At 68.9% G+C, this 21,730-nt stretch carries 18 protein-coding genes and 1 pseudogene; 13 read left to right on the top strand and 6 right to left on the bottom strand.

The window, feature by feature from the left end; genetic code table 11:
• The first annotated feature begins 125 nt into the window (after positions 1 to 125).
• The 4 genes from CRP49_RS02385 to CRP49_RS02370 all read left to right on the top strand — a co-directional run bounded on the left by CRP49_RS02385 (position 126) and on the right by CRP49_RS02370 (position 5,927).
• Entirely contained in the window at positions 126 to 1,082 is a 957-nt protein-coding gene (locus CRP49_RS02385; protein WP_097251949.1) for an XRE family transcriptional regulator, read from the top strand.
• 543 nt (positions 1,083 to 1,625) lie between these two features.
• On the top strand, positions 1,626 to 3,209 hold the full coding sequence (locus tag CRP49_RS02380) for an FMN-binding glutamate synthase family protein (protein ID WP_097251948.1): 1,584 nt from the start codon (positions 1,626 to 1,628) through the stop codon (positions 3,207 to 3,209).
• 13 nt (positions 3,210 to 3,222) lie between these two features.
• Positions 3,223 to 4,986: a thiamine pyrophosphate-dependent enzyme gene (locus tag CRP49_RS02375; RefSeq protein ID WP_097251947.1), complete on the top strand. Its 1,764-nt coding sequence runs from the start codon at positions 3,223 to 3,225 to the stop codon at positions 4,984 to 4,986.
• A 95-nt stretch (positions 4,987 to 5,081) separates the two neighbouring features.
• Positions 5,082 to 5,927 (top strand): RNA polymerase sigma factor SigF, encoded by an 846-nt coding sequence (locus CRP49_RS02370; protein WP_097257154.1) that lies wholly within the window; start codon positions 5,082 to 5,084, stop codon positions 5,925 to 5,927.
• A gap of 410 nt (positions 5,928 to 6,337) precedes the next feature.
• On the opposite strand, the gene CRP49_RS02365 is transcribed toward CRP49_RS02370, so the two are convergent.
• Both CRP49_RS02365 and CRP49_RS46365 read right to left on the bottom strand, forming a co-directional pair.
• Positions 6,338 to 7,189, bottom strand: coding sequence for a YihY/virulence factor BrkB family protein (locus CRP49_RS02365; protein ID WP_097251946.1), 852 nt, complete (start codon positions 7,187 to 7,189; stop codon positions 6,338 to 6,340).
• Between the two features lie 457 nt (positions 7,190 to 7,646).
• The gene (locus CRP49_RS46365) at positions 7,647 to 7,874 is read right to left on the bottom strand and encodes a hypothetical protein (RefSeq protein WP_143669948.1); all 228 of its coding nucleotides are present in this window, start codon (positions 7,872 to 7,874) and stop codon (positions 7,647 to 7,649) included.
• On the opposite strand from CRP49_RS46365, the gene CRP49_RS02360 reads away from it, so the two are divergent.
• The 4 genes from CRP49_RS02360 to CRP49_RS48800 all read left to right on the top strand — a co-directional run bounded on the left by CRP49_RS02360 (position 7,873) and on the right by CRP49_RS48800 (position 10,253).
• Complete coding sequence (locus CRP49_RS02360) at positions 7,873 to 8,043, top strand: hydrophobic protein (RefSeq protein WP_097251945.1); 171 nt, start codon at positions 7,873 to 7,875, stop codon at positions 8,041 to 8,043. The genes CRP49_RS46365 and CRP49_RS02360 overlap by 2 nt on opposite strands.
• A 571-nt stretch (positions 8,044 to 8,614) precedes the next feature.
• On the top strand, positions 8,615 to 9,016 hold the full coding sequence (locus CRP49_RS49030; protein ID WP_373560323.1) for an STAS domain-containing protein: 402 nt from the start codon (positions 8,615 to 8,617) through the stop codon (positions 9,014 to 9,016).
• Positions 9,016 to 9,948: an anti-sigma factor RsbA family regulatory protein gene (locus CRP49_RS02350; protein ID WP_097251943.1), complete on the top strand. Its 933-nt coding sequence runs from the start codon at positions 9,016 to 9,018 to the stop codon at positions 9,946 to 9,948. Before CRP49_RS49030 ends, CRP49_RS02350 begins: the two co-directional genes overlap by 1 nt.
• Before the next feature lie 134 nt (positions 9,949 to 10,082).
• On the top strand, positions 10,083 to 10,253 hold the full coding sequence (locus tag CRP49_RS48800) for a hypothetical protein (protein WP_180360534.1): 171 nt from the start codon (positions 10,083 to 10,085) through the stop codon (positions 10,251 to 10,253).
• A gap of 11 nt (positions 10,254 to 10,264) precedes the next feature.
• Here the strand turns inward: CRP49_RS48800 and CRP49_RS48795 are convergent.
• Positions 10,265 to 10,408 (bottom strand): annotated as a pseudogene (locus CRP49_RS48795) (NAD(P)-binding protein); the annotation flags it as partial.
• 326 nt (positions 10,409 to 10,734) lie between these two features.
• On the opposite strand from CRP49_RS48795, the gene CRP49_RS02340 reads away from it, so the two are divergent.
• Complete coding sequence (locus CRP49_RS02340) at positions 10,735 to 11,337, top strand: ABC transporter ATP-binding protein (protein WP_097257153.1); 603 nt, start codon at positions 10,735 to 10,737, stop codon at positions 11,335 to 11,337.
• A complete protein-coding gene (locus tag CRP49_RS02335; protein ID WP_097251942.1) occupies positions 11,334 to 12,134 on the top strand; it encodes a hypothetical protein in 801 nt (266 codons plus the stop codon). The genes CRP49_RS02340 and CRP49_RS02335 overlap by 4 nt, the downstream gene beginning before the upstream one ends.
• A 420-nt stretch (positions 12,135 to 12,554) precedes the next feature.
• Here CRP49_RS02335 and CRP49_RS02330 read toward each other — a convergent pair whose 3' ends face one another.
• Positions 12,555 to 14,276 (bottom strand): SpoIIE family protein phosphatase, encoded by a 1,722-nt coding sequence (locus CRP49_RS02330; protein ID WP_097251941.1) that lies wholly within the window; start codon positions 14,274 to 14,276, stop codon positions 12,555 to 12,557.
• A 274-nt stretch (positions 14,277 to 14,550) separates the two neighbouring features.
• On the bottom strand, positions 14,551 to 15,486 hold the full coding sequence (locus CRP49_RS02325; RefSeq protein WP_097251940.1) for a LysR family transcriptional regulator: 936 nt from the start codon (positions 15,484 to 15,486) through the stop codon (positions 14,551 to 14,553).
• 133 nt (positions 15,487 to 15,619) lie between these two features.
• On the opposite strand from CRP49_RS02325, the gene CRP49_RS02320 reads away from it, so the two are divergent.
• The gene (locus tag CRP49_RS02320) at positions 15,620 to 16,885 is read left to right on the top strand and encodes an MFS transporter (protein WP_097251939.1); all 1,266 of its coding nucleotides are present in this window, start codon (positions 15,620 to 15,622) and stop codon (positions 16,883 to 16,885) included.
• Positions 16,886 to 17,316: 431 nt separating this feature from the next.
• Positions 17,317 to 18,510, top strand: a complete 1,194-nt coding sequence (locus CRP49_RS46360; RefSeq protein ID WP_143669947.1) for a M48 family metallopeptidase — start codon at positions 17,317 to 17,319, stop codon at positions 18,508 to 18,510.
• A 508-nt stretch (positions 18,511 to 19,018) separates the two neighbouring features.
• On the opposite strand, the gene CRP49_RS02315 is transcribed toward CRP49_RS46360, so the two are convergent.
• Positions 19,019 to 20,788: a non-ribosomal peptide synthetase gene (locus CRP49_RS02315; protein WP_097251938.1), complete on the bottom strand. Its 1,770-nt coding sequence runs from the start codon at positions 20,786 to 20,788 to the stop codon at positions 19,019 to 19,021.
• 189 nt (positions 20,789 to 20,977) lie between these two features.
• Between CRP49_RS02315 and CRP49_RS02310 the strand changes: the two genes are divergently transcribed.
• The gene (locus CRP49_RS02310; protein WP_097257152.1) at positions 20,978 to 21,724 is read left to right on the top strand and encodes a tryptophan 2,3-dioxygenase; all 747 of its coding nucleotides are present in this window, start codon (positions 20,978 to 20,980) and stop codon (positions 21,722 to 21,724) included.
• Positions 21,725 to 21,730 lie beyond the last annotated feature (6 nt).

Raw genomic sequence — 21,730 nt, 5'->3', positions numbered from 1 at the left:
CTCGTGACGTCAACTACGTTCTGAGCGTGCCCAGTTGCGCGAAACCAGCGGTTTCGCGATCGGCCGCGCAGATACAGTAGGAAAGTAGGTGACGATCCCGAGAGCATTGGGCCCGGAGGGCGTACGTGACTGACTGGAAGCCGTTACCCGGCGGCCTCGCCTCGGACGTCCGGCATCTGGTCGCTGAACTGCGGAACCTGAAGGACCGCGCCGGGTTGAGTCTGGCCGTCCTCGGCGGCCGCACTCCGTACAGCAAGTCCTCCTGGGAACGCTATCTCAACGGCAAGGCACTGCCGCCGCAGCACGCGGTGACCTCCCTCGGAAAGCTGGCCGACGCCGATCCCGCCCGGCTCGTGGCACTGTGGGAACTGGCGAACACCGCTTGGCACGACCACGGAACCAGTGACACGGACGGGGCCCGCGATGCCGACGATGTCCACGACCGGCCGTTCGAGGAATTCGCTTCCGTAACGGAGCGCGCTCCCGCCGCGCAGGCCGAGGAGCCGCCGTCCGTGAGCCGTCGGTTCGGCCGACGGCAGCTGATCCGGGCGGTGGTCGCCCTGGCCGCTGTCGTTGGCCTGTCCGTCTCGCTGTACGGCGCTTTCGGCCGGCATTCGGGCGCGCACGAAACCGACCGGGACGGCACCGTGGGCAAGGACGCACCGACCAGGCAACTCGACGTGAACTGCTTCGCGGACAGCTGTGCCGGGAAGAACCCCGGGCGAACCGGCTGTGGCGGCGACGCGTGGACCGCTGCCCTGTACAGGGTCGCCGGGGTCTACGTGGAGCTGCGCTACAGCGACGCCTGCAAGGCTGCCTGGTCCCGTATCAGCTGGGGGCACCCCGGCGACACCGCCCGGGTCGTCGGCGAGGGGGGCCGGACCTACCAGAACAAGGTCCACTACGACACCGACACCTTCAGCGCGATGGTCGCAGCGCCAAGCCCCTCAACGGCCAAGGCATGTGTTCTGCTCACCTCCGGGGTCCACGCCTGCACCTCCCCGGGCGGCACCCAGCACCTCACCGAGCCCCCGAACCCGCCAACCTCGGCCACCACCTCCGCGACGGTCGGCCCGAGGTAGGTGAGATCACCGAGCGGCCGTCGAGACACCACTCGGGCGGACGTGATCCGCGACGCTCGGTTGACGCTCCGAGGGTGCCGCGAGATGGCCAGAAGAGCCAAGAGATGCCGGACGACCTGTAGTTTCTTCCAGTTCTGCTACGTGGCGATATGTTTCCGATGACGCATCATGTGGAGTGCGTGGCGATTTTGGAGCCTGCTGCGAAGGGCTCCTGATCTGCGGGTTTGCGGCCCGGGTGGTTCGCTCGACCTGTTTCCTGTCTGCACCGGGTCGAGCGGACGGTTCCCTCGCGGTGGACATCTCAGTGCTGCTGACCTGCTGTAGGCCAGCCGGGTCTTGCCCATGCGGTACGGGCTGGGGCTGATGGCGTGTTCCCGTGTGGACGCGGCGCTGAGGGCGAGGGCGTTGTAGAAGCCCCATGCGGTCCACCACCCTGACGAGCGTGGCTGGGGGCTCGCGTCCCGTCCGGCGGCCACGGCGACCGGGAGCGTCCAGTGCCCGGCTGTCGCGCATGGCGATCGATAACCGGGCAACACGCCAGGTGTGACACGCGTTGGAATCGTCTTCCTGACTCTCGTGGCCGCTCTCGGGGCTTTGGCCGCGGCGCTCGGGATCTCGCCCTACTGGTGGTTCGCGGCCGTTCCGCTCATGTTCACGGGGATGTTGGGCGCCTGGGACCTGGTGCAGCGGCGGCACTCGGTGCTGCGCAACTATCCCGTCCTCGGCCATGCCCGCTACCTCCTGGAGCGCGTACGCCCGGAGCTGCAGCAGTACTTCATCGAGCGGAACTATGACGGGCGCCCCTTCGACCGGGATGTGCGCAGCATCGTCTACGAGCGCGCCAAGGGCACCGACGCGGAGGAGCCGTACGGCACCGAGCGGGACGTGTACCAGCCCGGTTACGAGTTCCTGGTCCCGTCGATGGCGCCGTGCCCGGTGCCGAAGGACCCGCCGCGCGTGAGGGTCGGCGGACCGGACTGCAGCCGTCCGTACGACATGGCACTGCTGAACGTCTCGGCGATGAGCTTCGGCTCGCTCTCCGCCAACGTGGTCCTCGCGCTCAACGGGGGTGCCGCGGCCGGGGGTTTCGCCCAGGACACCGGTGAGGGCGGGCTGTCCGAGTATCACCTCCGTCCGGGAGGCGACCTCGTGTGGGAGATCGGCACAGGGTACTTCGGCTGCCGTACCGAGGAAGGCGATTTCGACGCGGCCGAGTTCGCCGACAAGGCCGCACACGATCACGTCAGGTGTGTGTCCCTGAAACTGTCGCAGGGCGCGAAGCCCGGCATCGGCGGTGTTCTGCCGGGAGCCAAGGTGAACGCCGAGATCGCCCGGGTCCGCGACGTGCCCGAGGGGCGGACGGTCGTCTCCCCGCCGTACCACCGGGTGTTCGCCACCCCGCGCGAACTCGTGCGCTTCATCGCTCGCATGCGCGAGTTGTCCGGTGGCAAGCCTGCCGGGTTCAAGCTGTGTGTGGGCTCCCGCCGGCAGTTCCTGGCCGTGTGCAAGGCCATGCTGGAGGAGGGCACTGCGCCTGATTTCATCGTGGTGGACGGCGCCGAGGGCGGGACCGGTGCGGCGCCGCTGGAGTTCGCGGACCATGTGGGCACCCCGCTCACCGAGGGTTTGCACACCGTTCACAACGCCCTCGTGGGCGTGGGTCTGCGCGATCGGATCAAGATCGGGGCGAGCGGCAAGATCGCCACCGGCACTGACCTGGTCAAACGAATGGTGCAGGGCGCCGACTACGGCAACGCTGCGCGAGCGATGATGTTCGCCGTCGGGTGCATCCAAGCGCAGAGGTGCCATACCAACACCTGCCCCACGGGTGTCACGACCCAGGACCCACGGCGTGCCCGCGCCCTCGACGTAGGCGACAAGACGACGCGCGTCCAGCGCTTCCAGCAAGCGACCGTGGCCAGCGCGTTGCAGATCATGGCGTCCATGGGTGTCACCGATCCCGCGGAACTGCGTCCGCACATGCTCCGCCGGCGCGTCGACCCCTGCACCGAGCACTCCTTCGAGGAGCTGTACGAGTGGCTTGCGCCAGGGCAGCTGCTCGCCGAGCCGCCCGCCTCCTGGGCGGCCGACTGGCAGACCGCCGACCCCGACCGTTTCACCGTGTGACCTGGAGGACTACGTGACCCGTACTGTTGCCCGCGTCATCGTGGACGCGTTGAGCGAGCTCGGCGTGCGCCAGGTGTTCGGCGTCGTGGGAGACGCGCTCAATCCCCTGACCGACGCCATCCGCACCACCGAGGGCCTGGAATGGGTGGGCTGTCGGCACGAGGAGGCGGCGGCTTTCGCCGCGAGCGCCCAGTCGCAGCTCACCGGCGCCCTCGGCGTGTGCATGGGCACGGTCGGACCCGGTTCCGTCCACCTCCTCAACGGGCTGTACGACGCGGCGAAGAGCCACGCCCCGGTCCTGGCCATCGCCGGCCAGGTGCCGCTCGCCGAACTCGGCAGCGACTACTTCCAGGAGGTGGACAACGACGCCCTCTTCAGGGATGTGGCCGTGTTCCGCGCGACCATCACCTCGCCCGACCAGCTGCCGCAGATGCTGGAGACGGCGGTGCGTCACGCACTGGGCCGCAGGGGCGTTGCGGTCCTCACGGTGCCGGGTGACCTGGGCGAGCGGGAACTGACCGCCGACCGGCCGGCCCGGTTCTCCCTGAACGCCCCGGTGAGCCGGCCGGCCGGGTCGGCCGTCCACCGCGCCGCGGAACTCCTCGACCGCTCCGAACGGGTCACCCTGCTCGTCGGGGAGGGCGCCCGCGCCGCTCGCGAGGACGTCCTCACCCTCGCCGACCGCCTGGCCGCACCGATGGTGCTCACCCTGAAGGCCAAGGCGGGCTTCGAAGGCGACGACAACCCCTTCCAGGTCGGCCAGACGGGGCTGATCGGCAACCCCGCCGCCGCTGCGGCCCTCCAGGACGCGGACACCCTGCTGCTGCTCGGCACGGACTTCCCCTACCGGGACTGGTATCCCGAGGGCCGGACCGTGATCCAGGTGGACACCGAGGCCACCCATATCGGACGCCGGGTACCGGTCGACGTCGGGCTCGTGGGAGACACCGGCGCCACCGTACGCGACCTCCTGGACGACCTCGCCGCCGCGCCCGCCGGGTGCGAAGGCGCACGTGACCGCTCGCACCTGGAGAAGGCGCGTGAACGCTTCGACCAGTGGCGCACCGGTCAGGCCCGGCTTGCCGATCCGTCGCACGACAAGGGCGTGGTGGGCCGTATCCGCTCCGCGCTGGACAACCGCGCCCAGGACATCCGCCCTGAGGCGCTGGCCGCGGCCGTCGACCGGATCGCGGCCGATGACGCCGTCTTCACCTCTGACACGGGCATGGCGACGGTGTGGCTCTCGCGCTTCGTTGAGATGCGTGGCGAGCGGCGCCTCATCGGCTCCTACAATCTCGGCTCGATGGCCAACGCCATGCCCCAGGCCCTGGGCGCCCAGTGCCTGGACCGCGAGCGCCAGGTCGTGGCCTTCTGCGGCGACGGCGGACTGAGCATGCTCCTTGGCGACCTCATGACCCTCAAGACGTACCGCCTGCCCGTCAAGCTCGTCGTCTTCGACAACCGCCGGCTGGGCATGGTGAAACTCGAACAGGAGCAGTCCGGCCTGCCCGAGTTCGGCACCGTGCTCGACAACCCCGACTTCGCCGCCGTAGCCGAAGCCATGGGCATCACCGGCATCCGCGTGACCGACCCGGCCGACGTGGAGGGCGCCGTGCGACGCGCCTTCGGCACTCCGGGCCCGGTCCTGCTGGACGTCCTCACCAACCCCGACGAGATCGCCGTCCCGGCCAAGCCGACCGTCGAGCAGGGCTGGGGGTTCGCGGTCGCCAAGGTGAAGGAGATCGTACGCAGCCATGGAGAGTCCGGCGGCGACTGACAACAGTTCAAGGAATGCCGATCGGCGGACGGGTAGGCGCGTGCCTGCCGGACGATGGACCGGCGAGGACGAGGCTGATCGACTGGGAGGGCGCCATGATGCCGACGACGACCGTGCAGACTGCCGCGCAGACGCTGGACGTTCCGGAGATCGCGGATCCTTCCAAGGTCGCGCCGAAGGACGCGCGGGAGCTGTCGAAGCCGTTCTTCGACCGGCTGGCAGTGCTGGAGGAGGGGACGCCCGAGTACCAGTACGCGCGCAACACGCTGATCGAGATGAACATGTCCCTGGTCCGCTTCGCGGCCGGCCGGTTCCGCAGCCGCGGGCCGGAGGAGATGGAGGACATCGTCCAGGTCGGCATGATCGGCCTCATCAAGGCCATCGACCGCTTCGAGCTGACCCGCGAGGTCGAGTTCACCTCCTTCGCCATCCCCTACATCGTCGGCGAGATCAAGCGGTTCTTCCGCGACACCTCCTGGGCCGTGCACGTGCCCCGCCGGCTCCAGGAAGCCCGCGTCCAACTGGCCCGCGCCAGCGAGGAACTGCGCAGCCGACTGGGCCGGACACCGACCACCAAAGAGCTTTCCGAGCTGATGAGCCTTCCGGAGGACGAGGTCGTCGAGGCCCAACTGGCCTCCAACGGCTACAAGTCCGCCTCCCTGGACGCGGCGATCGGCGGCAGCGAGGACGGCGAGGCAGCGCTGCATAACTTCATAGGCGACGAGGACGCCGCCCTCGGCCTGGTCGAGGACTTCCACGCCCTCGCCCCGATGATCGCCGAACTTGACGAACGCGACCGGCAGATCATCCACTGGCGGTTCGTCGAGGAACTCACCCAGGCCCAGATCGGTGAACGTCTCGGTGTCTCCCAGATGCACGTCTCCCGGCTGATCTCCCGTCTCCTGGCCCGCCTGCGTGAAGGCATGTTCAGCACCGTCTGACGCGCGAAGGCATGCTCAGCACCGTCTGACGGTCGGGGGCCCGGCAGCCGGACGGCAGCCGGGCGTCCTGCGGAGCGGGGGAGATGTCGGGTGTAGTGCCTCACTTTTGCGAGGTCCTGCCGATCGGGCGGGGCCCCGCGGCTGCGTGGTGCGGTCCGCCTCCACGCTCGCCGCGATCGGGTACGGGCCGATGACAGATACGGCGCTCCGAGCACCGTTCCCCCCGAGACGCGGCGCACCGCGCGAGGCCGGAGGCCGCGACCGCCCCGCGGCTGGCGGGCAGACACCGCCACAGGTCAACTGAGCGGCCTGCTCACGGTTCGTGCGGTGTCGGCGCGTGCGTGCCGTACTAGGCGAACCGGCCGAGGGAAGGCTGCGGGCGGTCCCGCCGCAGGTACTGGAAGACCGGCTCATTCCCCGTGCACGGGCTTCGCCAGCTCTGCGTTGAACTGAGCGCCGACCAGCAGGGACAGGTTGGACAGCCATAGCCAGACCAGGAAGACCACGACGCCTGCCAGTGAACCGTACAGACGGTGGTAGGTGCTGACATGGGAGGTGTAGACGGCGAATCCGAGTGAGACCCCCAACAGAAGCACTACCGCCAATGTGCCGCCGGGTGCCATCTTCCCGACAGGGCGGGAGGGCGCCGGGCCCGAACGGTACAGGACGAGTACCAGGGCGACGGCGACGGCGGCCACGACCGGCCACCGCAGTGTGTCCCAGGCAGCCTGGGGCCAGGTGCCCAGAGACAGCACCCGGCCCAGACGCCGGGCCAGGCTGCCAGTGAGAGACAGCGCGAGGGTCGACGTGAGAAGCAGGGAGATCAGGACGAGGGCCGTGGCGATGATACGCGGAGCAGTGCGCCAGACCGGCCGGTGCGCGCTGGTCCGATGCATGGCGTGCAACGCCCGGCGGAAGACGCTCAGATAGCTGGACCCCGACCACAGGGCTCCCGCCCCTCCGAGGATGATCAACGTCCATGCCGCCGACGACTGTCCGGCCATCTGCAGCAGGGTGCTGCGCAGCAGAGCGCGGGATGCGACCGGAGCGGCCTGCGACATGTGGTCGATGACCTCCGGCCTGGCCGTGGGCATGGTCAGACCCAGGATCGAGAGGATCACCAGCAGCAAGGGGAACAGGGCCAGGACCGCGTAATAGGTCAGCGCAGCGGCCCAGTCCGTGACGTCGTCGTGCCAGACGGCCACCGGCGTCCGGCGCAGCGCCGCCCACCACCGAGCCGTGTGACCGTCTGCATCATCCATGATGCGGACGTTCTCACCTCCGTCCTCGGGCCGTCTCATCCAGCACTACGGTGCGACACCACCCGGCCGCGTGTGTCGCGTACCGCACCAAGTGCCTGCTGCCCGAGACGCTCTGGCCCTCACTGTACGCATGCCCGGCACGCTTTTCGAGCAGCCGCTCTGGCCGGCGGACGGTCACAGGGGGCCACGGTCCCCTGCCTCTCTCAGCCACCGTGTGGTGAACAGAGCCTTCGGCACGTTCCCGTGTCCGCCGGGAACCCGCGGGTGCGGGCCTGATGGCGACCTGGGCGACGGCCATGGACGGGAAATCGTCTGCATGGTGGCGGGCGAGAAGGCCGATGAGCAGTTGAGGCGAGACTCAGTTCCTGCGTGTTCGGCCCTCGGCGATCCGTCGGAAGGGGCTTTGCGGAGTGACGCCGGGCAGGCCCCTTTCGAATTCTCGGTGGAGAATGCAGGTTTAGTGCTTGAACGCGTCCTTCGCCTTTTCCTTGGCCTTGCCCTCGGCCTGCTCGCTCTTTGCCTTGGCCTTCTCGCCGGCAGTCATGGAAGAGTACCTCCTGATAGCTCGTATGCCGCTGTCGCGGTAACCCGCTTGTGCCCCGGCGTTCCTTTCACAAACAAAGCGTAGTTGGTGAATGGCGACGGAATTGCAGGGCAGACGAGCGTGCAGGAGGTTGATAAACATGGTTCCCCTGCTGCTTGTTCTGCTTCTTGCGCTGCTCCTCTTCGGTGCCGGCTTCGCCATCAAGATCCTCTGGTGGGTCGCCGTCGTCGTCCTGGTGCTGTGGCTTCTCGGCTTCGTCATGCGCTCCACCACCGCCGGTGGCGGCCGAGGTCGTTGGTACCGATGGTGATCTGACCCGCAGCGCGCCTTCATCACGGGGTCCGTCCGATATGACGGCCGGGCCCCGTGCGCATGCCGGACGTGAGGCGACCTGGTACGTAAGAGGCCATACAGCCCATAGGTTTCCCAAACGGCAGCAGGGTAGGGCGTGTTGCAGTCGGGGGCGGGACACGCACGCGCGATGGAACCCGCGCGACCTCCTGCCGTGTCCCCGCCCCCCGGCCTTACCGGCGGCCGTGCGCCCAGCCGGGCTGCGGCGGCGTGCGGAGGTCCCGCGGCGCGACTCCCGGACGCAGTGGCCGGCGACCGGGACGTGGCTACCGACGTGGCCAGGTAGAAAGCGACCACGGCCGAGCTGATCCGTCGCAGCCCCGACCACGCCCGTACGGACCTCCCGTTGCTTTCAGCGTCGGCTTCCGTTCGAAGCCTGACTCTGGGGAGACGTAACAGTGCTTCGATACCTGGATGCGGAGAGGTGGCCTGCTGGGCACCTAAGCGTGAGTCAGCATGGGCGCCACTACGGGAGGACACCTACTCGGTCGCATGAGCTCCACCAACTCGCCTATCGTGCAAGGTGATCGGTGGAGCCGCCGTGCGGCCGAGCCCGGGGAACTGGGGGCAAGAGCGTGGATGTCGTACCTGGCGTGGGCGGGTGCCCCGCCGTGCCGCCACGTGGTGCGGTACTGCAGATCAATCCGTTGCCTGACAGTTCGGGGCTGGGGGCGATAGGGGAGATCAGCATGAACACACGGTCCGTATGGCAGCAGGCGCTGAATCAGCTGGTCGAGCGTCGCACGGATGTGCTGCACGTGGATCTGTCCCGGGTGAGGTTCGTGGATGTGGCCGGTGTGACGGACCTGGCGGTCACCGCCCAGCGTCTCCCCGAGGGGCAGCGGATCGTGCTTCACCGACCACCGCCGCAGTTGCCACGCATCCTCGAGCATTTCTGGCCCGATATTGCCGCGATCGAGGTGGCTGCGTGATGAGCACAGCCACCTCGCACGAGCCGTTCGTTCACCCGGCTCTCTTCTACCGCGGCACGGACCAGTACATCGAGGGCACGGTTCCCTTTTTGCGGGAAGGGCTGGACGCCGGTGAGCCCGCAGCCGTCGCCGCTCCGCCGGATCGCCTGGAGCTGATACGCGAGGGGCTGGGTGAGCGAGCGGCGGAGGTGCGCTTCATCGACATGACCCAGGCCGGCCGCAACCCCGGCCGCATCATCCCCAGTGTGCTGCGCAAGTTCGCCGACGCCCAGCCGAGCGCCCGCCGGGTCCGCATCATCGGCGAGCCGATCTGGCAGGGTCGTTCCGCCGTCGAGTATCCGGCGTGCGTCCAGCACGAGGCGCTGATCAACACCGCTTTCACCGGGCGCGCGGTGACCATCCTGTGCCCCTACGACGCCGGGCAGCTGGACAAGCAGGCCCTCAGCGACGCCCTGGCGACCCACCCGGTCGTCATCGACGCCGATGGCCAGACGCAATCCACCGCCTATGGCCCCGAGCAGATCATCGCCCGCTACAACGAGCCACTGATCGCCCCCCTCGAAGCCGCGGCCCGCCCGTTCGCCGCCCAGACACTGCCCGACACCCGCGACTTCGCCGTGTCCCAGGCGCGGTCCCTGGGCGTGTCCGGCGTGAGCCTGGGAGATCTGGAACTCGCGGTGGCGGAGCTGACCACCAACAGCGTCATCCACGGCGCCGGTTCGGGGACACTGCGGATCTGGGCCGAGAGCGACCGGATCGTCTGCGAGATCCACGACGGCGGACAGCTGACCGATCCCCTGGCCGGCCGCCGCCCGCCGAATCCCACGCAGCCCGGCGGCCGTGGACTCCTACTCGTCCACCAACTCGCCGACCTCGTCCGCGTCCACACCGGCCCCGACGGCACCACCATTCGCTGTTACCTCCCCAGCTGACCACGACCAGGTGGCGGGCCCGCTCAACGCAGCACAGGTATGGGTACGGGAGTACGGGGTATGCGCTGCGCCGTCGGCCGTTCTGCAGGCGGTAGCGGTCGGCTCGAACTTCGGGAGGGCACAGCATGGCGGTCATGAGCATACCGGCGGCACTGGACGCACGAACGAGCGAACTGCCGGAGGTCGCCGACCCCTCCCGGGTGGCGCCCAAGGCCCGGCTCACCCACCGGCCCGCCTGGCGCGGCACCGACAGGCCGGGGAGTTTCGACGTGCTGGGAGTGGTATGCAGGCGCAGGTGGTCATAGCGCTGCGCCCAGCTCGCTCCCACGCGGTCCGACCGTTCCATGATCACGGCCGGCTCTCCGGAGCGGTTCAGTAGCGCGGCGGCCGCCAGGCCGTGGGGGCCGGCTCCGATCACGATCGTGGGAGCGCTGAGATCTCGTTGTGGTGTCGTGGGCATCGCCTCCTACGACGGCAGACCGCGGCGCACGTCACGCCCAACTGACGGGTGTAGAACAGCGGGTGACCGCCGTTACACCGGCGGTACGGAGTCGTTGGGCACTGGGCAGCAGACCTTGCGGGGGATCGGTCCGCCCCAGGGCCGGGCCGTCCGGGCAGGGCGCGGCTGAGCGGTCATGTCCCCTGGCACGCCAGGGGACATGAGCCTGCGCGGCCCCGCACTCTGTGGCGGGCTTTTCCTCCGGGTCGGGTCGCTCCACCTGTCCGATCCTTCGAGGGGCTCATGTGCAGGCAGTGACGACGCGCCACCGGTCACACCGGCCACGGCTGCGGATCAGCGGAGTCTGCAAGGCGTACGGCGGCAGGCAGGTCCTGCGCGATGTGGATCTTGATGTGTCTGCCGGGACGCTGGTGGGAGTCGTCGGCGAGAACGGGGCGGGGAAGAGTACTCTGCTGGAGATCGCCGTGGGACGCCTCGCACCGGACCGCGGAACGGTGACACGGACCGGGACGGTGGGGTACTGCCCGCAACGGGCGGTACTGAACGACGCGTTCACCGTCGAACAGCATCTGCGGTTGTTCCAGTTGGCCCACCGGCTGCCGACACTGGAGCGCGCCGACGAGCTGATGGAGCTGCTGGCGCTGACCGGCTGCCGGCGACAGCAGGCCGGCGAACTCAGCGGCGGAACGCGACAGAAGCTGAACCTGCTGATCGCTCTCATGCACGATCCGCAGTTGCTGGTCCTGGACGAGCCCTACCAGGGCTTCGACTGGGACGCCCATCAGCGGTTCTGGACCCTGGCCGCCGACCTGCGTGATCAGGGCCGGTCGATCATCGTGGTCTCTCACCTGCTGCACGACCTGCACCACTTCGACGCGATCGCTCACCTGCGCCAGGGGCGTCTGCACTTCGAGGAGACCGACCGATGAGGCTCTCCTGGACGGCATTCACCGAACTGCTGCGCTGCACTCTGCTGGGCCACCTGCGCAACCGGCTGGCCCTGGTTCTGACGATCGTGTTCATCCCCATCTGGATCGCCGTGGCACGCCTGTGCACCTCCGGCCAAGTGGTGCGCATCCGGCTGGACGCCATCAGCACCCCCGTCTCCGCCCCGGCCAGCCAGGCCGGCCAGGTGGCCAGCGCGCTGGGCGCCATCACCATGGTCGCCGGCTTCATCGCCTTCACCGAGACCTTCCAATCGCGGGAGATGGACCGCCGTCTACTGCTGGCCGGCTACCCCCGGCTGCCGATGCTGCTGGCCAAACTTGCTGCCGTCGCCCTCACCGCCGCCCTGCTGGCCTTCTACACCACGATCCTGCTGTGGATCTCCCTGCCCGTACGCCACACAGCACCCCTGGCGGTGGCCCTTGCGGGCGCCGGCCTTGCCTACGGCGGCATCGGTCTTCTGCTCGGCTCTCTGGTCCGCGGCGAGCTGGAGGGCTTCTTCCTCATCATCATGCTCAGCCTGGTCGACACCGGCCTGCAGAATCCCGTCTTCAACACGCTCATGGATGTGGCGGGCGTGTCCGCGCTTCCTCTGTACGGCGTGAACCAGCTGGCGCTGAGCTCAGCCCTCACCCCGCACATCCCCTGGTCCCACGGCCTGCTCTCCCTCACCTGGTCCGCAGCGACCGGCGCCCTGGCGCTGCTCGTCCTCCACACGCACCGCCCTTCCCGCCCCCCGTGGTCCCGCAGAACGAGAGTCCAGACAGGGCGATCACGGTGAGGACGGTCTTCCTCCCGGGCCCTCGTTGCCGGCCAAGAGGCTGTCCCATCATCGGTGTGCGTAAGGCGGTTGAGGCGAATGTCGTGCTGTGCCGAGTCCGCCGTCGAAGGTGATGGCCATACGCCGGAGCCGACCTGGACACCATGACGCCGATACCGCGAGCACCGCAGGACCTGCCGTACGCCTTCACCAAACAGCTCCTCCTGGCCGCCCCCGACCTACATGCCCACGGTGCCCGTCCTCCGCGGCGAACCGGCACGCGGACACCGCGTTCTGGCCCCGCTCACCGGCGGGGCAGTGCGGGGCCCGCACAGCGCGAAGTTCTCGCGCGGCGGAGGGAGGCGTTCGAAGCCTCAGCCCACCGGCTCAGGAGCTTCGGCAGTCTCCTGTTCCGCCCACTCGATCTGCCTCACGCGCGGGTCAGGCGGGTCCTACGGGAGGGGGTGTGCGCAGCGCGATCATGGCGACGTCGTCATCGTTGTCGCTGGGGCGGACCTGGTCCAGCAGCAAGTCGCAGAAGGAGTCGAGGGGGCGGTGGGCGAGGGAGGCCGCGTGTCGGCGCAGCCGGTCAAGCCCGTGATCGATGGAGTGGTGCGGGGATTCGACCAGTCCGTCGGTGTAGAGCAGGAGCGTGGCCTGGGGTGGCAGGACGGTGACGGCGTCGGGGCGAGGTCTGGTGACTCCGGTTCCGAGGAGTATGCCGTGAGCCTCGTCGAGGTAGCGGGTCCGACCGTCGTGGGTGATGAGCAGGGGCGGCGGGTGGCCGGCGTTCGTCCACCGTAGGCGCCACAGTGTGTCATTCCCGAGGGTGAGCCTGGCGAGGATCATGGTGGCCATGGGGACCTCGGCTATGTGCATCACGGCATCGTCGAGCCGTGTGACGACGGCGCTGGGTGCGGCCTCGGAGTGGGACCAGGCGAAGGCGCGCAGCATGTTGCGGACCTGCGCCATGCCGGCTGCGGCGTCGAGATCGTGTCCGACGACGTCGCCGATGGCCAGTGCGTGGGCGTGGGCGGCCAGAGCGAAGGCGTCGTACCAGTCACCGCCCACGGATGAGGCGTCCGGAGCGGGTACGTAGCGCGCGGTCATCTCCAGCCCGGGCAGGACGGGCAGCTGGGGCAGCAGGTGGCGTTGCATGGTCTCGGCGACTTTGCGCTGGCGCTGGTACAGGCGCGCGTTGTCCAGCGCCAGGCCCGCCCGGCGGGTGAGGTCCTCCAGCAGCGGCAGGTCGGCAGGGGTGAAGGCGTCATGACGCTGGGCGCGGCCCAGGGTCAGGGCGCCGAGTACGTCCCGCAGTCCGCGAATGGGTGCGATGACGGCGGAGTGCATACCTGTCGCGGTGAACAGGCGCTGCTGCTCGACCGCTATGCCGGAGTCGGGCGGACCTTGGTAGGTGGCGGGGCCGGCGAGGGAGGAGGCGGCGCCGCGCAGGGCCCGTGACAGGGGCATCGGTGACTCTGCCGGCACGGGAGGCATCGGGCCCTGCAGGTCGTCCCGCTCGACGAGAATGCCGTCCTTGTGCTCCATCACGAGAACGCGTCGTACTTCGTCACGTTCGGTGAGCAGGTCGAACACGGCCCAGTCCGCGAGCCGGGGCACGGTCAGGGCCGCCAGTCGGTGCAGCGCCTCGTCCGCGTCCAGGGTGGAGGTGAGCTGCGTGGTCGTCTCCGCCAGCAGGGACAGGCGGTCCAGTTCCGTCAGCGGCGCGGAGTGCCCGCCGTCGGTGTGGCGCACGTCCCCTGGCTTCGGCTCGTACAGCATCGCCAGCGCACCTGTCCCGCCCGGACCGGGTGAGTAGGGCGTGACCAGCCAGGACAACTGGACGAGAGTGCCGTCCCCGCAGGCGAACCACTCGGCGTCGCCATGTCTGGTCTCCCCCGTGAGGATGGCCTTCCTCATCCGGCAGCGCGTGCGCGGCACCGAGTGCCCGTATCTGTCCCGGTGCAGCAGGTCGTGGAAGTCCTGACCGACGAGTTCTGAGGCTTCCCTGCCCAGCAGACTTTGGGCCGCGCTATTGGCCGCGACGATGAGGCCATCGTCATCGACCGCGATGGCGGACGCCCGCAGGTTTTCCAGCGTTCCGTCGAGCGGGGCGCCAGAACGCGCCTGATGCCCGGACAGGGGAACGGCGACGTCGTCCATGGTCCTCCTCTGTTCAAGCCCGAATCGAGTCGAGTACCCCAACCGGATTCCGGCATGCACCGAAGGCTCGTCTTCCCTGCTGCGACTGCTCGAGCACATCCTGGTGGTGCAGGAAGAAGCTGTCCTTGAAGTCCTGAATGCCGGTCGCGAGTGATGAGGAGGAGGGGACTGTTGGTCTTGACGCTCTCGGCGCACGCACGCGGAGCAATGAGCCGGAAAACGGAGCTGTTTTGCTCCGTTGCTCCGGCCACGATGATCGTGGACGCGGCTGCGTTCAGCGCGGAAGCACCCAGCCCGGTGTCCACGTCCCGGCGGTCTCGTGGCCGGTTGCTGTGGCGGCGAGGTGGGTGCGGAGGGTGGCCAGCGCTGGGTGGGGGTTGTCGCGGTGCCAGAGGAGTGAGTGCGGGTAGACGGGCGTCGGGTCGGTCACCGGGATGCGGCGCAGGCCGTGGTCGGCGGGCCAGACGAGGCGGGTGTGCTCGCCCATGAAGGTGGCCAGGGCCGGGGTGTCGGCGATGGTGTCGAGGAGCGCGTCGGAGCCGAAGTTGGGGCCGGTCGCCTCGATGGTGAGTGCGAACTCCGCGACGAGGTCGTCGTAGTAGGCGGCCCACTCGGTACCGGGGACGATGCCGGGCATCCAGATCCGGTGTCCGGCGAGCTGGGCGACGGTCACCGACCGGGCGCCCGCCAGCGCGTGGGCGGGGCCGGTGAGGAGCTGGAGCGGCTCGTCGAGTACCCGGACGGACTCGATGTCCTCGGGAAGAGGCCGACCGGGTGCGGCGACGGCGCGGAAGGACGCGTCGATCGCACCGGACCGGATGGCGGTGACGGCCGTCTCGATGTCGAGCAGCATCACCACGTCGAGGTCGATCTCGGGGTGCGCGCGGTGGAAGCCGCGCATCAGGCCCGCCGCCGCGCCGCGCGAGGCGATCACGTCGACGCGTAGCGGACGGCGGCCGGGGCGCACGGACGCGACCGCGCGCTCGGCGACGCGCAGCAGCTCGCGCGCGTGGGGCAGGAACGCCTGCCCGTCGATGGTGAGTTCGGCGCCGCGCGCGGTGCGGGTGAACAGCCGCACGCCGAGGTTGCGCTCCAGCGTGGCGATGCGCTTGGAGACAGCCTGCTGGGTGACCTCCAGCTCGGCGGCGGCCTCCTGGAACTGACCCGCGTCGGCGGCGGCGACGAAGGTCCGGACGGTGTCGAGGTCCATGCCGACACCCTATGGGTACAACCGATGGTTGTGATCGGCTGCTCTGCGGTTGTTTGATCCCTGGGTATGGTGCTCGCTTTGATGCTTCTGATCGCGAATCGGTTGTACGAGCGAGGGGCGAGGGGCATCGGGCATGAGGAGCGGGCACCGGCTGGGACGGCAGTTCGGGTGGCTCTGGGGAGCGTACGGGACCAGCGCGCTCGGCACGTGGCTCGCCTTCGGCGCGTTCCCGCTGATCGCCGTCCGGGTGCTGCACGCCGGACCGGCCGAGGTCGCCGCGCTCTCCTCCGTGGGAGCCGCGGTGGGCGCGGCCGTGGCGGTGCCGCTCGGCCCGTGGGTGGAGTTCCGCCGCAGGCGGCCGGTGCTGATCGCGATGGACCTGGTGCGGTTCGCGGCGCTGCTGACGATCCCCGCCGCGTTCGCGCTCGGCGTGCTCACCTTCCTTCAGCTCCTGCTGGTCTCGGTCGTCGTCGCGGCGGCCGACATCACCTTCCGTGCCGCCTCCGGCGCGTACCTGAAGACGCTGCTGCCGGCCGAGGACCTGCTCGTCGCCAACGCCCGGTTCGAGTCCACGGCCTGGACGACCACGATCATCGGACCGCCGCTGGGCGGCGCGGCGATCGGGCTCCTCGGTCCGGTGGCGACGGTGGTGGCCGACGCGGTCAGCTACCTGCTCTCGGCCCTGGGCATCCGCGCGACGGGCGGGCACGAGCCGCGGCCCGAGCGCCGGGAGGCAGCGCGCATGCGGGCCCGGGACCTGCTCGACGGCTGGCGGTACATCCTCGCCGACGCGACGCTGCGTCCGCTGTTCCTCAACACCGCCTTGTTCAACGGCCTGGTGATGGCTACCCAGCCGCTGCTGGCCGTCCTGATGCTCGGCCGACTCGGGTTCGCACCATGGCAGTACGGCCTCGCCTTCGCCGCGCCCTCGATCGGCGGGCTGCTCGGTTCGCGGCTGGCCCGACCGCTCGTCACCCGGTTCGGACAGCACCAGGTCCTCGTCGCGGCCGGGGCGCTGCGCGCGCTCTGGCCCGTCGGCCTGGCTTTCCTGGGGCCGGGCACCGGAGGGCTGCTGCTGGTGATCGGCGTCGAACTCGGACTCATCTTCTGCTGCGGGATCTTCAACCCCGTCTACACCACCTACCGCCTCGAACGCACCGCGACGGACCGGGTCGCCCGCACACTGTCCGCCTGGGCGGTGACGACCAAGGCCTCGACCGCCCTCCTGACGGCCGTCTGGGGCGTGCTGGGCGGCCTGCTCGGCCCGCGTACGGCCATCGGCCTGGCCGGCCTGCTCCTGCTGGCGACCCCGCTGCTGCTCCCCCGCCGCGCGGCAGCGCACCTCTCCGAGCCGGAACCGGCACCGAACCGCGCTGCGGCTGGGCGGGGCGAAGGGTGACCGGGCACCGGACGCCACCGCTCGCGACAGGGGCCGGGAACCACTCCGGAGCCTGGTGTGGCCGCGCGGACGTCGTGCGTTCTTCGCATCGGCCGTCGCCACCGCACCCGTCCTGCTCCTCGCGTTCCTCTTGGCCCTCTGGGGGACGCCTACCGCCGGATCCACGCCCTGCCCGACAGCGCCTTCTTCGACGCCGTGGTGCTGCGTCGCTGGTCCCGGACCGGGCGGAAGGGCGGCCAAGGGGGAGGTGAGTACGTGCTGTACTACTGCGCGTTCGACGACGGTGAGCGGCCCCGACGTTACCGACGACATCCAACCCTCTCGTGCCTCACCCGGCCCATGGCGCACGGAGCAGATTCCGCGCACCCCGGCGGCTCAGATGTTGCTCAGACCGCTTGCTCGGCGCTCCGCCGCGATGGTCGGATCGGCACGTGTTCGAGCGGCACCGACCGTTCACCGCTGAGGGGGAGCATGTGGAACGTGATCGTCACAGTCGACCGGTAGGCGCTGCCCGCATCAAAATCACGACAGCAGCCGCGTACGCCGTCGCCGGCATGGTCCACCTCGTTACGGCGGCGCTGTTCACCGGCAGCCTGTTGTTGATCGTTCTCGGGTTCCGCACCGTTGTTCAGCCCCTGGTGGGTCTGGTGCTGCTGGGCCTGGCTCTTGCACTGCGCCCACGCCCCGGACGGCTGAATCCTGACCTGCCCACACTGCGGGGGGCAGATGCTCCGGCCCTGTTTCAACTGTTGAACGAGATAGCGGACACCTGCGGAGTACGGCGCCCCGATACGGTCCAGTTCAGTCCGGAGTTCTCGATCACCGTTACCCACTACGGGTTTCGCCGGAAGAGCTGCCTTGTTCTGGGCCTCCCGCTTTGGGCCGCTTACCCACCTCAGCAACGCATCGCCGCTTTGGCCCATGCACTGGCTTACGCAGCTCCTCGCAACGTCCGTTCTCGCGTATTTGTCGCCACGGCCCTTGAGTCACTTACCGCCGGGTCGGAGACAATGCGAGCCAACGGCAATGCGTACATCTCGTGGAATGCCAATGTTTATGCCTGGCGTGCGGACGATGTGGCAGGCGGAGCACGGCGCTTCAACATCCGGGCCCGGACCAGCGAGTGGTTGCTGTGGATCCCAAGAGCGGCAATGGCCGAGACAGCGCGCTTGCTGCTCTGGCTCACGCTGCCGGCCACACAGAGTGCGCAGCTGGAGGCGGACGACGCGACTGCCCGTACGGCTTCCTCCGAGGCCGCTGTCGCCGCACTGAACGACCAGCACCTTGCACGCGCGATATACCTGGAAGCACATCGTCTGGTGATTGAGGCAAAGACACTTTCCAGAAATCGATCCGCCACAACCCCCCAGCCGGACTTCTGGGAAAACGTTGCCCATCATGCGGAACGTCTACGCGAAAAACGAGGCAGTGGACAGTCCTCCGGCCCCGACGCTCTCACTAATCCTTTCGATGCTTTGCGCATGGCGCGATTGACGAATAACCCGCAACACCGCGCGACGATCATTCTGAATCAGTCCAGCCTAACCCGTATCGCTAACGAACTCCGGCTACCCGAACAGGCGGTGTTGAGCAAGGTGATGCGCGATGGCATCGCTGTGACATGAGCCCATTGCGCTGCAACGATGTACCTGTCGCGGCAACCGTACTTCCCCGGAATCCTGGACGCGATCGGCTCACCGAGCTGAAGGGTCATGAGGTCAGGCCGGCCCACTCAGGCGGGTGATGACGTGGACTGGAGAATCCCGGGCGGGACGAAGTCCGGAGTGTCGGCAGAGGCGCGGGACGACGCGGGGGGACGGATGAAGCAGTTGGTGGAACTGCCGGTCGACGTCAAGGACGGGCTGTCGCTGGCCGCCCAGGCCGATGTCGTCGACCATGGCCGTCCGCGTGACCGCGGCTGTTCCTTCGGCGAGGAGGTCAGCAGCCTCCGTCGAGCTGCCCGTCGAACGCTGCGGCGGCCACGGCTTGCAGGTACTCGGTCTTGCGCCAGGGCAGGTCGACGTCGATTGCGAGCAGTGCCTGCGGTGAGTGGAACACAGTCGCGGGCGTCCGAAGCGGTGGCGGCACCTCGTGGCCGCTGGTGACCGTGCCTGCAGCCCGTGATGTGCCCCATCAGGCGCTCTCCGGCCCCCTGGCCGCCTCCAGCACGCTCGCCAGCTCCGCCAGTGTCGTGGCCTGGAATATCGTCCGCATCGGGATCGCGACGTCGAACTCCTTGCGAATTCTCCTGGCCAGGAGGGTGGCCAGGACCGAATGGCCGCCGAGTTGGAAGAAGTTGTCCTCGGGCCGTGCCTCCGGGATGCCGAGGATCTGCTGGACGAGGTCGTACAGGTCCGTGTCGGCGGAGGGTGCCGTTTCCGGCGCGGGCGGGTTGGCGGTGCCGGCGGTGCGGAGGGCCGTGCGGTCGACCTTGCCGTTGGGGGTGGTGGGAAAGCGGTCGAGGACGATGACGGTGTACGGCACCATGTGCTCGGGCAGCGACCTGGCCACGTACTGCCGTAACTCCGCGCCGGTGGCTTCCGTATCCGCCGACGTGGTCACGTAGCCGACGATCCGGGCGGTCGCGAGATCACCCTCCACCACGACACAGGCGAGGTCGACGGCGGGATGCGCGGCAAGGCGTGTCTCGATCTCTCCCAGCTCGATCCGGAAGCCGCGGAGCTTCACCTGGTCGTCCGCGCGTCCCGCGAAGAACAGCTCTCCGTCCGCGCGGCGCCAACCCCGGTCGCCCGAGCGGTACATCCGGCTGCCCGGCGGACCGGCGGGGTCGGCCACGAACCGAGCGGCGGTCAGCCCGGGCTGGTTCAGGTACCCGCGTGCCAGGCCCGGTCCTGCCAGGTACAGCTCGCCTTCGTCGCCGTGGCCGGTCTCCGCCAGCCGCTCGTCGAGGATGTGCACGGTGCTGCCGGGGAAGGTCCGGCCGATGCTGATGTCGTCGGGTCCGGTGATCCGCCCGATGGAGATGCCGACGGTGACCTCGGTGGGGCCGTAGCCGTTGAGCAGGGACCTGCCCTCGGCCCAGGTCCGCACGAGGGACGGGGAGAGGGCGTCGCCGGTGGAGACGAGCGTCCCTCCGGGCAGTACGCCGTCCGCCTCGGTGACGCTGAGCGCCACCGGGGGCAGCGTGGCGTGCGTGACCTGGTTCTCGATCATCGTGTCCCGTAGCGGCTGGCCGGGCAGCAGGTCGTCGGCCGGTGCCATCACGAGCGCCGCACCGGACAGCAGGGCCAGCGAGATGTCCCAGAAGGCGGCGTCGAAGCTGATCGACGCCCACTGCAGAACGCGGTCGCCCGGGCCCGCCCCGATCTGCTCGGCCTGGCTCGCCACCAGGCCGGCGACGCCGCTGTGCGTCACCGCGACACCCTTGGGCCGGCCCGTCGACCCCGAGGTGTAGACGACGTACATGAGGTGTTCGGCGTGCAGGGGGGCGAGGCGCTCCCGGTCGGACACGTCGTGGTCGGGGTGTGCCTCGCACTCCGTACGGAACGCGGGGTCGTCGAGGACGATCTCCGGCACGCTCTCGTCCTGCAGTGCGAGTTGTGTGTGCTCCGATGCGCGGAGCAGCAGAACGGGCCGCGCGTCGGCCATCATGTGCGCCAGGCGTTCCACCGGATAGGCCGGATCGAGCGCGAGGTAGGCACCGCCCGCCTTGAGTACCGCGAGGAGCACCGTGACCAGGTCGGCGGACCGGGGCACGGAGACGGCGACCACCGAGTCCGGTCCCACACCACGGGCGATCAGGTACCTCGCGAGCCGGTTGGCCGCGGAGTTCAGCGCCGCGTAGCCGACGGCCTTGCCCTCGAACAGGACGGCGGTGTCGTCCCCCGCCTTGGCGGCGACGGCCTCGAAAAGCTGGGGGACGGTGTGCTTTGCATCGTCCATTTCGTTTCCATTCAGTGATGCATTGGAACGACGACCATTTCTCCTGGCGCTCATGGCTCCTCATCATGATGGTCTGCCAGGGTGGTGAGCCTCCCCCTTGAATGAGAGGTGACAGATTCTGACCTGCGGTCGGTTTCGCCGTGTTACCAAGGGGAGTCAACGCCCGGCGAGCGGAGGCCTCCACCCGTGATGAGTAATTCCCATTCCGCCTACTGCGGCTATCGTGATTACTTGGTTCTCGAAACGTTGCTCGACATTCAGAAGCCGATCACGGAACAGCATGACGAGTTGCTCTTCGTCGTCGTCCATCAGTCGCACGAGCTGTGGTTCAAGGAGTTGCTCCACGAACTGGACGCCCTCCAGGTGACGTTGAGCAAGGCGGACAGCGGCCCCGCCCTGCGGACGCTGCGCCGGGCCAGGGCGATCTTCCGGGCGCTGACGGCGCAGATCGACGTGCTGGAGACGATGACCTCGGAGCAATTCGACACGTTCCGCGACCAGTTGGTGGGCAGCGGCTTCTACTCGGCGCAGTTCCGTGAGATCGAGGTGGTGCTCGGCCGGCGTGACGGGACGGCGGCCGAGCACTTTCCCGAGAACAGCCCGGAGCGGGCGCGCATCAGGGCGAGGGCCGGCGAGCCCACCCTCTTCGACGCCTTCCTCGCCTATCTCGACGCCAAGGGGTACGCACCTCACGACCTGCCCTCCGCATTGCACGGCCTGCACAGCGACGACGGTGTGGTGGAACAGATCTGCCAGGGCCTGGTCGATCTCGACCAGGCTTTTCAGGAATGGCAGTACCGGCATGTCGTTCTCGTCCAGCGGGTCATTGGCAACAAGATCGGTACGGGGGGCACTTCCGGTGCGGAGTTCCTTCGTAAAGCGATTTTCACGCCTTCTTTTCCCGCCTTGTGGCACATACGGCACGGTGAGAAGTAGGAGAGG

Source organism: Streptomyces sp. Ag109_G2-15 (assembly GCF_900215565.1).
Taxonomy (GTDB): domain Bacteria; phylum Actinomycetota; class Actinomycetes; order Streptomycetales; family Streptomycetaceae; genus Streptomyces; species Streptomyces diastatochromogenes.
The sequence above is the reverse complement of the archived record's forward strand: the minus strand, read 5'-3'. Positions and strand labels throughout refer to the sequence as shown.